This window comes from Bacillus sp. ISL-4 (assembly GCF_018613275.1).
Lineage (GTDB): Bacteria > Bacillota > Bacilli > Bacillales > DSM-1321 > Peribacillus > Peribacillus simplex_E.
Map to the genome: position 1 here is coordinate 143,406 of NZ_JAGGQN010000014.1, position 14,405 is coordinate 157,810.

Annotated in this window: 15 protein-coding genes and 2 riboswitches; all 15 genes read right to left on the bottom strand. The window is 42.2% G+C overall.

The features are described from left to right. Positions 1 to 32: 32 nt before the first annotated feature. The 15 genes from sufU to J7J00_RS13395 all read right to left on the bottom strand — a co-directional run bounded on the left by sufU (position 33) and on the right by J7J00_RS13395 (position 14,391). Entirely contained in the window at positions 33 to 461 is a 429-nt protein-coding gene (gene sufU, locus J7J00_RS13330; RefSeq protein ID WP_098371485.1) for a Fe-S cluster assembly sulfur transfer protein SufU, read from the bottom strand. Next, on the bottom strand, positions 451 to 1,680 hold the full coding sequence (locus J7J00_RS13335) for a cysteine desulfurase (protein WP_214791245.1): 1,230 nt from the start codon (positions 1,678 to 1,680) through the stop codon (positions 451 to 453). Before J7J00_RS13335 ends, sufU begins: the two co-directional genes overlap by 11 nt. Next, positions 1,680 to 2,981 (bottom strand): Fe-S cluster assembly protein SufD, encoded by a 1,302-nt coding sequence (gene sufD / locus J7J00_RS13340; protein ID WP_214791248.1) that lies wholly within the window; start codon positions 2,979 to 2,981, stop codon positions 1,680 to 1,682. The genes J7J00_RS13335 and sufD overlap by 1 nt, the downstream gene beginning before the upstream one ends. 15 nt (positions 2,982 to 2,996) lie before the next feature. Next, on the bottom strand, positions 2,997 to 3,782 hold the full coding sequence (sufC, locus tag J7J00_RS13345; RefSeq protein WP_214791250.1) for a Fe-S cluster assembly ATPase SufC: 786 nt from the start codon (positions 3,780 to 3,782) through the stop codon (positions 2,997 to 2,999). 454 nt (positions 3,783 to 4,236) lie between these two features. Beyond that, on the bottom strand, positions 4,237 to 4,389 hold the full coding sequence (locus J7J00_RS29040) for a YuzK family famiily protein (protein WP_471802854.1): 153 nt from the start codon (positions 4,387 to 4,389) through the stop codon (positions 4,237 to 4,239). 626 nt (positions 4,390 to 5,015) lie between these two features. After that, positions 5,016 to 5,852, bottom strand: a complete 837-nt coding sequence (locus J7J00_RS13350; protein ID WP_214791252.1) for a MetQ/NlpA family ABC transporter substrate-binding protein — start codon at positions 5,850 to 5,852, stop codon at positions 5,016 to 5,018. 15 nt (positions 5,853 to 5,867) lie between these two features. Then, positions 5,868 to 6,536 carry a methionine ABC transporter permease gene (locus tag J7J00_RS13355; RefSeq protein ID WP_214791254.1) on the bottom strand — a complete coding sequence of 223 codons (669 nt, stop codon included), beginning with the start codon at positions 6,534 to 6,536 and terminating at the stop codon, positions 5,868 to 5,870. Beyond that, entirely contained in the window at positions 6,529 to 7,563 is a 1,035-nt protein-coding gene (locus tag J7J00_RS13360) for a methionine ABC transporter ATP-binding protein (protein WP_214791256.1), read from the bottom strand. The genes J7J00_RS13355 and J7J00_RS13360 overlap by 8 nt, the downstream gene beginning before the upstream one ends. A gap of 153 nt (positions 7,564 to 7,716) precedes the next feature. After that, positions 7,717 to 7,829: riboswitch (SAM riboswitch) on the bottom strand. Positions 7,830 to 7,946: 117 nt separating this feature from the next. Then, positions 7,947 to 9,257: an O-acetylhomoserine aminocarboxypropyltransferase/cysteine synthase family protein gene (locus J7J00_RS13365; protein ID WP_214791258.1), complete on the bottom strand. Its 1,311-nt coding sequence runs from the start codon at positions 9,255 to 9,257 to the stop codon at positions 7,947 to 7,949. Positions 9,258 to 9,356: 99 nt separating this feature from the next. Beyond that, positions 9,357 to 9,463, bottom strand: a riboswitch (SAM riboswitch). A gap of 145 nt (positions 9,464 to 9,608) precedes the next feature. Continuing rightward, positions 9,609 to 9,917: a thioredoxin family protein gene (locus J7J00_RS13370; RefSeq protein ID WP_214791466.1), complete on the bottom strand. Its 309-nt coding sequence runs from the start codon at positions 9,915 to 9,917 to the stop codon at positions 9,609 to 9,611. A 3-nt stretch (positions 9,918 to 9,920) separates the two neighbouring features. Continuing rightward, positions 9,921 to 10,286, bottom strand: a complete 366-nt coding sequence (locus J7J00_RS13375) for a toprim domain-containing protein (RefSeq protein WP_048688210.1) — start codon at positions 10,284 to 10,286, stop codon at positions 9,921 to 9,923. A gap of 92 nt (positions 10,287 to 10,378) precedes the next feature. Next, positions 10,379 to 10,762 (bottom strand): glycine cleavage system protein GcvH, encoded by a 384-nt coding sequence (gcvH, locus tag J7J00_RS13380; protein ID WP_034310122.1) that lies wholly within the window; start codon positions 10,760 to 10,762, stop codon positions 10,379 to 10,381. Positions 10,763 to 10,857: 95 nt separating this feature from the next. Continuing rightward, positions 10,858 to 11,214, bottom strand: a complete 357-nt coding sequence (locus tag J7J00_RS13385) for an arsenate reductase family protein (RefSeq protein ID WP_063234020.1) — start codon at positions 11,212 to 11,214, stop codon at positions 10,858 to 10,860. A gap of 141 nt (positions 11,215 to 11,355) precedes the next feature. Continuing rightward, positions 11,356 to 13,143 carry an acyl-CoA dehydrogenase family protein gene (locus J7J00_RS13390; protein WP_214791261.1) on the bottom strand — a complete coding sequence of 596 codons (1,788 nt, stop codon included), beginning with the start codon at positions 13,141 to 13,143 and terminating at the stop codon, positions 11,356 to 11,358. 69 nt (positions 13,144 to 13,212) lie between these two features. Continuing rightward, complete coding sequence (locus J7J00_RS13395; RefSeq protein WP_214791263.1) at positions 13,213 to 14,391, bottom strand: acetyl-CoA C-acetyltransferase; 1,179 nt, start codon at positions 14,389 to 14,391, stop codon at positions 13,213 to 13,215. Positions 14,392 to 14,405 lie beyond the last annotated feature (14 nt).

Consider the following 14,405-nt stretch of genomic DNA (forward strand, 5'->3'; position numbering starts at 1 on the left):
TGGCTGAATTACAACAGCTCATTTTTATTTAATTATTCCTTCAATCCCTTTTCCATGGCTTTCCAAGCTAAGGTAGCACACTTGATTCGGGCTGGGAATTTAGAAACACCTTGAAGGGCTTCAATATCCCCAAGGTCCATCTCATCGTCGTATTCTTTTCCCTGAATCATTAAGGAAAAAGTCTCGGATAACGCTAGGGCAGTATCCACGTCTTTGCCCTTAATGGCTTGAGTCATCATGGAAGCCGAACTCATGGATATCGAACAACCATCACCATCGAATTTAACATCGCTGACCTTGCCATCTTCAATCTTCATCGTTAAACGAATCCGATCGCCGCAAGTTGGATTATTCATATCGATTGTCATGCTGCCATCCTCTAGCATGCCCTTATTACGCGGTTTCTTATAGTGATCCATAATGACTTGTCGGTAAAGTGTATCTAGGTTATCAAAAGACATTACTGAAATACTCCTTCGTTTTAACAAGCCCGGATACGAGCTTATCAATATCTTCTTCCGTGTTATATAGATAGAAACTTGCTCTTGCCGTCGATGATACGTCAAGCCATTTCATTAATGGCTGTGCGCAATGATGACCGGCACGGACAGCAATTCCATCTGCATCAAGAACGGTAGCGACATCATGTGGATGTACGTCATTAATATTAAAGGTTATTACACCCGCACGCTTTTCTGCATCTTTAGGTCCGAATATGGTCAGCCCTTCGACTGCTGACATTTTTTCCATTGCATAAGCGGCGAGCTTATGTTCATGCCGTTCAATATTATCCAAGCCGATTTCTTCCAAGAAATCAATTGCAGCACCAAGGCCGATGGCGCCGGCAATGATTGGGGTACCGCCTTCGAATTTCCACGGGAGTTCTTTCCATGTAGACTCATGCAAACCTACAAAATCGATCATCTCTCCGCCGAATTCAATCGGCTCCATTTTTTCCAGAAGTTCTTTTTTGCCATATAATACGCCGATACCTGTTGGACCGACCATTTTATGTCCTGAGAAGGCAAAGAAATCACAATCCAGATCACGGACATCCACTTTTAGGTGCGGCGTGCTTTGCGCCCCGTCGACTACCATTACAGCACCGTGTTCATGGGCAATTTTCGCGATTTCCTTCACAGGATTGATAACACCAAGCACATTCGAAACCTGCATGATGGAAACGATTTTCGTTGCGTCCGTAATTGTTGCCCTAACATCCTCAAGGGAAATCGTGCAATCCTCTTGAAGCGGAATATACTTCAGTACAGCGCCTTTTTCTTTGGCAAGCTGCTGCCACGGAATGATATTACTGTGATGCTCCATGTAGGAGATGACGATTTCGTCACCCTCTTTAATATTTGCACCACCGTAACTTCTTGCTACAGTATTTAAAGAAGTCGTTGTGCCTCTTGTAAAGATGATTTCTTCTGTAGAAGAAGCATTAATGAATTTACGTACCTTTTCACGTGCACCTTCATACGCATCCGTAGCTTTTGTTCCAAGTGTATGCACCCCGCGGTGAACATTCGAGTTGTATCCGCGGTAATATTGCTCAATCGCTTCAATCACTGCAGCCGGTTTTTGAGAGGTTGCAGCACTATCTAAATAAACTAATGGCTGACCATTGACTTCTTGATCTAATATCGGAAAAAGCTTACGAATTTCGTATGGGTTCATTACTGTACTTTCCTTTCAATGACCGCTACTAATTGTTTTTTAACTCCCTCAATTGGAAGCTGGTTAACAACAGGGGCCAAGAATCCGTGAATGACAAGTCTTTCTGCTTCTTTCTTAGTAATACCACGGCTCATTAAATAATACAGTTGAAGCGGGTCGACACGACCGACGGAAGCAGCATGGCCAGCCGTTACATCATCTTCATCAATCAAGAGGATTGGATTGGCGTCCCCGCGCGCTTTTTCACTTAACATCAATACGCGAGATTCTTGTTCGGCATTAGACTTTGTAGCGCCATGCTCTATTTTTCCGATTCCATTAAAAATGGAGGATGCGGATTCTTTCATGACACCGTGCTTAAGGATATAGCCCTCAGAGCGTTTGCCATAATGAATGATCGCTGTCGTAAAGTTCTGTTTTTGTTCCCCGCGTCCGACTACAACGGATTTAGTATCACCGTGAGAGCCATCGCCCATTAGATATGTTGTATTATCTGAAATCGTATTTCCATCGTTCATCAGGCCAAGTGCCCACTCAATACGAGCGTCACGTCCTGCCACTCCACGGCGGTTAACGTATGTCGTGAAGCCTTTAGAAAGGGTATCGACCGCTCCGTACTCCACTTTGGCATTCGCATTTGCAAATACTTCCGTTACGATGTTGGCAACACCTTCGTTAGACTCAACGCTTGAGAAGTAGTTCTCTACATATGTGACAGAGCTATTATCTTCCGCTACGATCAGGACATGGTTGAAAAGTGTAGCATCTGGATTATCCAATAGGAATACCGATTGGATCGGCTCTTTGATTTCTACATTTTTCGGAACATAAAGGAATGCTCCTCCATTAACTAATGCAGCATGAAGTGCCGTTAAACGATGTTCATCTATCTTAACGCCGTCTTTCATGAAATATTTTTGCACGAGCTCAGCATGGTCACGAGCCGCTGTTAAAATATCCGTAAAAATGACGCCTTGTTCTTTCACATTTGCTGACAGATTGATATGTGCCGGCGTATTATTGCGTTGAATGTATAAGTTTTCATTTTCTTCAATGATGGATTTAATTTCTTCCGGAAGCTCCTCTAAAGAGGCAAAAGCTTCACTATCAACCGTATGGGTCTGGAAAGAAGTAAAATTCCATTTATCGATTTTCGTTTTATCCGGCTTTGGCATCGGGAGCTTTTCTAATTCAGAAAACGCTTGAATCCGAAGCTCGGATAACCAAGCTGGTTCATTATTTTTAGTTGAATAGGAGCTTATATCCTCTTGTTCAAACGGTAATTTCGTTTCTGTAGTCATTGCAAATCCTCCTACTTACGCTTCTTCGCCAACAGTTTCGTCTTCAATGCCCAATTCTTGTTTAATCCAGTCATAACCTTCCGCTTCCAAGCGGGCAGCAAGTTCAGGACCGCCTGATTTAACGACACGTCCTTGCATCATAACATGTACAAAATCAGGAGTGATGTAATTTAATAGACGTTGGTAGTGAGTGATGATCAAGCATCCAAAGTCTTCTCCGCGCATTTCGTTGATTCCTTTTGAAACGACTTTAAGTGCATCGATATCTAGACCTGAATCAATTTCATCCAAGATTGCAATTTTAGGTTGGATCATCATTAATTGAAGAATCTCGTTACGTTTTTTCTCTCCGCCTGAGAATCCTTCATTCAAATAGCGTTGCGCCATATCTTCATCCATTTCAAGGAACTCCATTTTTTTGTCCATTTGACGGATGAATTTCATCAATGAAATCTCATCGCCTTCTTCACGGCGTGCATTAATGGAAGAACGCAAGAAGTCAGCATTTGTAACACCGCTGATTTCACTTGGATATTGCATAGCTAGGAATAGACCGACACGAGCGCGCTCGTCTACTTCCATTTCCAATACATCTTCGCCATCGAATGTGATGCTTCCGCTAGTCACTTCATATTTAGGGTGACCCATGATTGCTGATGATAAAGTGGATTTACCAGTTCCATTTGGTCCCATGATCGCATGGATTTCTCCACCTTTGACTTCAAGGTTTACCCCTTTTAAAATCTCTTTACCTTCAATTGATACGTGAAGATCTTTAACCGTTAATGTAGAAGCTGTCATAATAATACCTCCGTGAACTAATTCCAATTTTATTACCAGAAAGTAAAGATTACTTTCTTTACTATAATTTTACGTAAAAGCATTCTCACTTTATTCTCATTCCAATTTTATAACAAATCCAATTTGGAATCAACTAAATAGATAGAGGTTTCCACTTCTGCCATGTTTAAAACCCGTCCTATTCTTACAATACTAACAGATATAGCCTGTTTACTGCATATTCATACTTATTTTAGCTTTTGTTAAAATTATCTTATTATTCAGCAAATCTCCATCCTTATTAATATATGTTCAAAGAATTCGATTGCAAGGTATGAACGTTCCGCTTTAAAAAAAAAAAAAAAAACGGACTGTCAGGCATTATGTAAGTTTATCCAATAAGGCAACCCTTATTTATGGACCACTTTCCATTTTACCTCTACAGACCGATCTTTTAAAGAACTCTTTTATATGCTTATCCGTGAATTTTGCGTTGTAGGTCCTGGACCATTTTATTGCACTTTACATGTTCCCTATCCCGTTCTTTCTCAACCTCGATACGGAGGTCTAAGTTTCTACTGTACTCACTGTAGCCAATCCCATGTGAAGACTGCATCGCCTTTTCCATTTCGCTTGTTACATTTAAATCTAGAGTATTGATAGTGAACCATCCTTTCAAATTTGTGTATCATTTTAATGCCTTCATTATCTCTATACCCTTCACTTTCATGATTAAACATAAAAAACGGCTTGAATTAAATCAGGCCGCAGGCTGTAGACAAACTCGATGATAATTGAGTTTGTCTACATTTTTTTTTAGGTTTTTAAAATTCGAACGTTACTTTCCACTTCAGGCACTCGCTTTCCGCGGGCGGTCCGGGAGCCTCCTCGGCGCTTTAGCGCACTGCGGGGTCTCCCTTGGACCCGCTTTTGCCGCAGGAGTCTCGTACCTTCCGTTCCAATCCACTAAGACTAAACAATCAGATAGAACTTTTGCCTACAGTCTTTATTCGCTCCATGCATAAAACGATTGAAGGAGTTGGAATCAACATGATACCGTTAGTTTTTAGGTTACGGGTTCCATGATAAAGTGCCCCACTTCTCTAAGTTCGGAAAAAATTATGAGCGACGCATTATGTAAAAGATGAACGAACAAAACAGTTTGCCTATTCATTAGGTTTCGGAATGAGACCATTCCGAAACCTTTTTGTCTACAAACTGCGGCCTGAATAAAATCAGGCCGCCATTCTTGAATTATTTATCCGCTGGTACAACCGCACCTTTGTATTCCTTAAGGATGAAATCTTGAATTTTTTTAGAATGCAATACTTCTACAAGCGCTTTGATTTCTTCTTTATTTTCATCGCCTTTGTTTACTGCGATGACATTCACATAAGGTGATTCGGAATCTTCAATCGCAATTGAATCTTTCAATGGATTCAATCCAGCGTCGATTGCATAGTTAGAGTTGATCAAAACAGCATCGCCTTCGCCGCTTTCATAGATTTTCGGAAGTAATGCCGCTTCATAGTCAGCGTCGAATTTAAGGTTCTTCTTATTTTCAACGATGTCTTTAGTTGTAGCTGTCGTTTTATCGACGCCCTCTTTCAACTTGATGAGGCCATTCTTTTCTAAAAGTGATAAAGCACGCCCATGGTCAGCGACAGAGCTGCTTAAAATGATCGTTGCTCCATCAGGAAGTTTATCGATGCTTTTATATTTTTGTGAATATAAACCGATAGGCTCGATGTGGATCCCGCCCGCATTGACGAAATCATATCCATTCTCTTTAATTGCCGACTCTAAGAAAGGTATATGTTGAAAATAGTTGGCATCCAATTCCTTATCATTCAACGCCTTATTCGGTAAAACATAGTCCTGGAATGTTTCGATTTCCAATTCGATTCCTTTTTCTTTAAGAAGCGGCTTAGCTTCCTCAAGGATTTCAGCATGCGGAACATTGGATGCCCCTACAACTAATTTCTTCGGTTCTTTTTCCGTATCGCTGCCGCTTTTATCTTTTTCACTTCCACAAGCAGCCAAAGCGATAGATAACACTAAAATTAATGCAAATCCTAAAAACTTTTTCATCCTATTCATCTCCCTTTATCTTTTGTCCAATTTAGATGTAATCACATCTCCAATAATTTGAATTATGAAGACGATAATTAGAATAACGATAGTCGCTACAAGCGTAACGTCATTATGATTTCTTTGATAGCCGTCCAAAAAGGCTAGATTACCAAGTCCGCCTGCGCCGATGACCCCGGCCATTGCGGTATATCCAACCAATGCAATCGATGTTACCGTTATACCGGAAATAAGGGCAGGCATCGACTCTGGAAGAAGGACCTTCCAAATGATCGTGCTCGTTTTTGCCCCCATAGATTTAGCGGCTTCAATTACACCTTTATCGATTTCACGAAGGCCGATTTCAACCATACGCGCATAAAATGGGGCCGAACCGATAATAAGTGCCGGCAGTGCAGCGTTCTCTCCGATCATGGACCCGACAAGTGCTTTAGTGAAAGGAATGAGCAACACGATCAAAATAAGGAATGGAATGGAACGAAATATATTAACGACAGCACTCATGACCCCGTTGACTATCCGGTTTTCCCACATATTACCCTTCCCTGTCAAGAACAGGATCAATCCTAATATTATGCCTATAAAAAGGGTTGCCACTACAGAGACGCTTGTCATGTAAAGCGTTTCTTTCGTTGCTTCAATAATGTCTTCCCAATCAACATTCGGCAATAATTCTTCAAGCATGAGTAATCACCTCCACGCCTACCTGCTGTGCTTTAATGAATTCGATTGCGCGGAGCATTTCATCCTCTTTGCCATCAAGATGGATAAACAATGTTCCATATGAACCGCTTCTTGTTTGGGATATCTTACCTTGAACGATATTGACATCCAACTCGAAGTTACGTACAAGCTTGGTGATCAACGGGCTTTCAGCATGATCACCAACAAAGGTCAATTGAATCACTTTGCCTGCAGGATAACGTTCGAGCAAATGGTCCATCGTTTCTTTCGTTTCTTCTGGTTCCGTTACCTGCTGCACGAAACGCTTCGTCATTTGTTCTTTAGGATTCTTGAAAACATCCAGGACAGGACCCTGTTCAACAACTTGCCCGTTTTCCATCACGGCGACACGATGACAGATTTTACGTATTACATGCATTTCATGTGTTATCAAGACAATCGTCAATCCTAGACGCTGATTGATGTCAACAAGCAATTCGAGTATGGAGTCGGTAGTCTGCGGATCCAAGGCAGATGTCGCTTCATCACACAGCAGCACTTTAGGGTCATTTGCCAGAGCCCTGGCTATTCCCACCCTTTGCTTTTGCCCTCCGCTTAATTGTGAAGGATATGCCTTTTCCCTGCCTTCCAGTCCGACTAACTTGATCAATTCGTTCACACGCTTGGTTCGTTCAGTTTTAGAAACTCCTGCAATTTCCAATGGGAAAGAAATATTTTCCTGAACGGTCCTTGACCATAATAGATTGAAATGTTGGAAAATCATGCTGATTTCTTGACGGGCCTTACGGAGCTGAGCCCCTTTAATTTTTGAAATTTCCTTCTCAGCCACCACAACGGATCCCTCTGTGGGTGTTTCCAATCCATTGAGCATTCTGATCAAAGTACTTTTCCCCGCTCCACTGTAACCGATGATACCGAAAATCTCGCCTTTATTTATTTCAACATTCACATTATTTACAGCCTTGATCGTCTCACTGTTTCCTTTTCCTGTTCGGAACAGCTTACTGACTTTCGTCAATGTAATCATTAATCCTCACCTCTTTTATCCAATAAAACCTATGAACTTAGTTAATTTCTCTACATTATTAGTCTGTTTCTCATATCATGCACATGTTTTCCCCATTAAAACAGAAAAAACCTTTCTGCATGAGCAGAAAGGCAGGTGAAGAAACAGGCCTTTCTCTCATCTTCCAAAGTAATTAAACTTTGTGTGAATTGGCACCTTTCCAAGGAAATCTCCTTGTCGGTTGCCGGGTTTCATCGGGCACATCCCTCCACCTCTCTTGATAAGAGCTAATATATAGAATATTTGTACATCATTAAGTTCTTTAGTATGGAGAAATTCTATCATAGATAAAAAAGGAGCGCAATGTATATTATTTCTAGTTCAAGAATGAACAGGAACTTTGCTTAAAGCGTTTTGGAAGTCAAGGAGACAATATTCGTCGCTTTTTCAATTGCCTGCTCCAAATCTTCTATTAAATCGTCTACATTTTCAATCCCAATGGACAAACGGACTTGATCGGCACTTACACCCGCTTTCGCAAGACCCGCCTCATTCAATTGTTGATGGGTCGTACTGGCTGGGTGGATGATCAAGCTCTTCGCATCCCCTACATTCGCCACATGGGACCATAATTCCACCGAATTGATAAGTTTTGCCCCAGCTTCGCGATTACCTTGTATTCCAAAAGTCACGACAGATCCAGCTCCCTTAGGCAAATATTTATCCGCAAGGGCTTTATCGGGATGATCCTCATCACCAGGATGCGAAACCCAAGTCACGGCAGGATGGTTTTTTAAATATTTAATGACAGACTTGGTGTTTGATAGATGCTCTTTCATCCTTACATGCAGCGTTTCAAGTCCAAGCGTAAACTGGAATGCACTTTGGGCACTTAGCGCAGGGCCTAAATCACGAAGTAACTGGACTCGTGCTTTCGTTATGAATGCGGCAGGCCCAACTGCCTCGGCGTATACCAGACGGTCGTAGCTTGGGTCAGGCTCCGTGAAGCCAGGGTAGTTTGGCGAGTTCCAATCGAACTTCCCTCCATCCACGATGACACCGCCTAGTGTCGTTCCATTTCCCAGAAGCCATTTTGTAGCGGAATGGATGACGATGTCCGCTCCAAAATCAATTGGTCTGCAAAGATACGGTGTCGCAAAGGTATTATCAATGATTAAAGGTATGCCGGCTTCATGGGCGATTTCCGCTACCGCTTCAATATCAAGCACCCTCAAACTTGGATTACCGATCGTTTCAGCAAAAATGGCTTTAGTTCTTGGCGTAATCGCCCTTTTGAAATTTTCAGGGTCATCGGGAGAAACGAACTTCACTTTGATCCCATATTTAGGAAGAGTATTTTCAAAAAGGTTATACGTACCGCCATATAATGTAGAGGCTGAAACAATTTCATCACCTGCAGCGGCAATATTCAGGATTGAAAGTGAGATGGCGGCCATTCCGCTTGCTGTTGCCAATCCGCCGATACCGCCTTCCAATAAGGCCATTCTTTCCTCAAAAACGCTGACCGTGGGATTATGAAGTCGTGTATATATATAGCCATTCTCCTTTAGGCCAAATAAATTCGCTGCATGGTCGGTGTCTTTGAACAAGTATGCATTGCTTTGGTAGATAGGAACTGCACGTGCACCTGTTTCATCAGCTTGCAGACCGCCATGAACACTCAATGTTTCGAAACGCAACTTTTTCTCTGACATATGATTTCACCTTTTTCTATGGATTTAGTTGGAATTATATGATATCTGGCCTTTTATAAACAAAAAAACCACTTCAATAAGAAGAGGTCTCAAGAACACACCTCATCTACCAGAGCCAACACTCTGCTGGAATTAGCACCGTATATAAAATTTATACCGGTTGCCGGGCTTCGTCGGGCCAGTCCCTCCGCCACTCTTGATAAGAACTATTAAATTCTGCCATTACTTAATTCAAAATATAGCATTTTAGAATAAATCAGTCAATGAATTGTTAGAATATTCTTTTTCTAATTCCAATCTCGCATTCAAATGTCCGCAACAAAGAAACCAACCACGGATCTGATTGGTTTCTTAGCTGATTTCCTTAAGCAATCCGTACAAATATGGAACGGATTGAAAGGCATATATTTTTTTGTGCAGCCTTCCTTTTTTGAAAAGCAATAAACAAGGCACACTTTCGATTTCATATGATTCGGCAATTGCTTGGACATAGTTCATATTCATTTTGCCTGCCTTCAATTCCGGAAACAGCTCCAAGGATATCGTCAGCATCTTGGATGCAACCTGACAAGTGCCGCATAAAGGCGTATATAAATATAAGCAAAAGGTTTCCCCATTTTCAACAGCAAGCTTACACTCTTCTTCTTTCCATTCCTGCATCAATTAGTCGTTCACCCTTTGACTTAAAAATTTCATTTTCACATTCATATTGGCAGATAGCAGCACAGTTGCGATATGATGTTCGGGTGAGCTTTCCACTTCTTTGTACATTTTATTAATATACAGGTGGTTCGCTTCCGGCATTTCCCTCCGGAACTGCTTCCGCAGCTTTTCTCCTGATTCATCTGCGTCAAAAAGGAGATAAACATCACGATCCATCAATTCATCCACTAATTCATCAAGCTTAGTTAATGATATGGTCCCATTCGTACATCTTATTTCCACATCTTCATTTAAAACGGAGGCAACTTTTCTTCTATCGGAACTGCCTTCTACAATGATCACTTTATCGAATTCGCCCCACTCCATGTCATCACTCCATCTCACGAATTATGTGCGCAACTGCCACTGTACAAAATGAAAAAGAGAGCAGGCACTTTCAGTCCCCCCTCTCCTTCTATTTAACCGTTGATTAAACTCTCATACTCTTCAGCGCTCATCAAGTTTTCAATGTCACTGCTATTAGATGGTTCAAGCACGACCATCCATGCCTTTTCATAAGGAGACTCATTTACATATTCAGGGTTGTCACTTAAATCTTCGTTTACTTCAACAACCTTGCCACTGATAGGTGCATAAAGCTCAGAAACGGTCTTAACGGATTCAACACTTCCAAATGGTTCGTTCGCTTTCAATTCATCGCCGATTTCCGGAAGCTCAACGAATACGATGTCCCCAAGCTCGGACTGTGCGAAAGCTGTAATCCCAATGCGCACTGTTCCATCTTCCGTTTTGACCCATTCATGTTCTTTAGTGTAACGAAGTTCTTTTGGTGTTGTTGTCATTATAAACCCTCCATATGTACATCTTATTTTATCTATTCCATTATAAGGTAGATTGTTTGTTTAAGTAAGGAATTACCCAAATATTTTGTGAAATTTTAGTTCCAAACCTGTTCGAATTGCTCTTCTTTGAAACCTACCGTCACTTTGGTGCCATCCGTAACAATCGGCCTTTTCAGAAGCATGCCATCCGTGGACAATATATCAAGCATTTCTGCTTCAGAAGCTTCTTTCAGCTTATCCTTTAAGCCTAGCTCCCGATATTTTTGACCGCTAGTATTGAAAAACTTCTTCAATTCCAAATTGCTGATTTTATATAGTTGTTCAATTTCTGTTCGCGAAGGCGGATTTTCCGCTATATGGATCGCTTCATATTGCAGTTCATGATTATCCAGCCACTTCTTCGCGTTACGGCATGTGCCGCATTTTGGGTACCAATATAATGTTAAGCCCATCATTTCACCACCTATCAATAGAATACCCGTTTTCAGCACGCAATACAACGAAATATCTTTTGAATTTCCAATGCGATTTCATCAAAGTAAATAAAGGGAATGCCTTTACGGGCATTCCCTTTACAGATTCTGATTCATTGCTTAAAGAGCATATTTTTCCGCTTCGATTACCTTGACGGAAGCTTCCCGTTTTTTCGCAATGACATTGATCGGATTGTGTCTTGTCAGCTTGCGGAGCGACGAAAGCATGATGCGAAGAGTATCGCCTGTTTCCACCGCAATTAACGTTTCTTTTGCATGCTGTTCTATTTCATTGAAAGCTTCCTGAACGAAGATTTCAGTGTAAAGCACCTTTTGTTTGTTCTTCTCCAGGCCTGTAGCTGCAATGGCTTTCTCCGTACGCAATACCACGGATTCAGCTGCATAGGCAAGGGATGCGATATCAGCAATGTTAGAAAGGATTTCTTGTTCTTGATCAAGAGTTTTGCCGTATTTCTGTGCCGCTAGGCCAGCTGCCAAAATACCGATTTTCTTAGCGTTCCTAACAAGCATTTTTTCTTGTGCCAGTGGCTCATCGCCAGGTTCTTCCGGCATCATCATCATTAATTCCTCTTGCAGGCCTTGAGCTTTTTGAAGAAGCGGCAATTCCCCTTTAAGTGCTTTCTTCAGGAAAGTTCCCGGGACAAGCAATCGGTTGATTTCATTTGTACCTTCAAAAATCCGGTTAATACGTGAATCGCGATATGCTTTTTCAATTTCATACTCCTGCATGAAACCATAGCCGCCATGAAGCTGTACGCCTTCGTCCGTAACATAATCCAATACTTCGGAAGCGAAGAATTTATTCAATGAACACTCAATGGCATATTCAGCAACTGCGGCCGCCATTGATTTCCCATCTTTCACTTGCTCATCCGTCAATTTGCTTTGTCTTTGATCATAAAGGCCAACGGTACGATATACAGAGCTTTCTGCTGCATAAATTTTAGCAGCCATTGTTGCCAGTTTTTCTTTCGTCAAGTTAAAATCGGAAATTTTCGTTTTGAACTGTTGACGTTGATTCGTATAAGCAGCTGTAATCTCAAGGGCACGTTTAGATCCGCCGACCGCACCGACGCCTAATTTATAGCGGCCGATATTCAGGATATTGAAGGCGATGACATGCCCTTTTCCGGCTACACCCAAAAGGTTTTCGACTGGTACATGTACGTCTTCAAGTATTAATGTACGTGTGGATGAGCTTTTGATCCCCATTTTCTTCTCTTCAGCACCAGTTGATACGCCTTTATAATCACGCTCAACAATGAAAGCGGAGAATTGTTCGCCGTCGATTTTGGCGTATACACAGAAGACATCTGCAAAACCTGCATTTGTAATCCATTGTTTTTCACCGTTTAAAATATAGTGTGTTCCTTCTGGATTCAATTTCGCCGTCGTTTTTGCTCCCAAAGCATCTGAACCTGAGCTTGGTTCCGTTAAGGCATACGCAGCAATCTTCTCACCCGTTGCCAGTAAAGGGAGGTATTTTTTCTTTTGTTCTTCATTCCCGAATAATACGATCGGCAATGACCCGATACCTACATGTGCACCATGTGTAATTCCGAACCCGCCTGCAAGCGCCATTTTTTCCGTAATCAATGCCGAACTGATTTTATCAAGACCCAATCCGCTGTATTCCTCAGGAACATCAGCACCAAGTAAACCGATTTCTCCTGCATGCTTCAGTAATTTAACGGAACGGTCAAATTCATGGTTTTCTAAATGTTCAACCTGCGGCAGAATTTCATTCACTACGAAATCCTCGGCAGTTTTGGCGATCATTTTATGCTCATCAGAATAATCTTCCGGTGTAAACACTTGATCATACGTAATATCTTCCACTAAAAAGGCTCCGCCTTTAATGAGGTTACCTGTAGTTTGATTTGACATGTCATTTCCTCCTAAGTATTTAAGATGGTAAACCCGCCGGAAGCACGACAGCTTCCGGGAGGCGTGGGATTACGCCAATAATTCAAATACTCCAGCAGCACCCATTCCGCCGCCGATGCACATTGTCACGACTCCGAACTGTTGGTTTCTGCGCTTCATTTCATGAAGAAGGCTTAATGTCAATTTTGCTCCCGAACATCCTAGTGGATGTCCTAAGGCGATGGCTCCGCCATTTACATTGACAATCTCTTCATTCAATCCGAGCTCACGGATGATTTGAATGGATTGGGAAGCAAAGGCCTCATTCAATTCAAATAAACCAATATCCGATAACTCAAGACCCGCTAGCTTCAAAGCTTTAGGAATGGCTGCAATCGGACCGATGCCCATAATTTCAGGCGGTACTCCTGCTACAGCAAAGGAACGGAACTTACCCATCGGTTTCAACCCTAATGAAGAGGCCTTTTCCCTATCCATGACCATGACCGCGGCTGCACCATCACTCGTTTGTGATGAATTCCCAGCTGTTACGGATCCTGTAACAGAGAATGCAGGTCTTAGTTTTTTTAGCACTTCAGCAGTCGTGCCTGGGCGAACGCCCTCGTCCTGTGTAAAAGTAAATGATTTTTCCTTTAATTTAAGATCTGGTCCCACTGAACGGAGGGTCACTTCAACCGGTACGATCTCATCGGAAAACTTTCCTTCTGCAATGGCCTTAGCCGCCTTTTGATGACTTCTAACAGAAAATGCATCTTGATCGTCACGGGAAATGCCGTATTTTTTTGCAACGGCTTCAGCAGTGTGACCCATGCCCATATAATATTCCGGTGCCGTTTCCGCAAGTCGCGCGTTCGGACGTGTTACATGGCCCATCATTGGCAAAAGGCTCATGGATTCCGCTCCGCCTGCAATGACTGTATCGCTTTGGCCGAGCATGATTCTTTCCGCTCCATAAGCGATACTTTGCAGCCCGCTTGAACAGTAACGATTAATCGTTATGGCCGGTACTGTATAAGGCAATCCTGCCAATGCTCCAATGTTACGCGCCATGTTCAATCCTTGCTCCGCTTCAGGCATTGCACAACCGATAATCAGGTCATCTATGTTGTCTTCATAATTCCCTGCCCGCTTTAACGTTTCCTTTACTACAAGAGCCCCTAAGTCATCAGGACGTACACTAGCAAGAGAACCTTTTTTCGCTCTTCCTACCGGAGTCCTTGCTCCAGCTACTATTACCGCTTCTTTCATGAGGATCCCCCTTA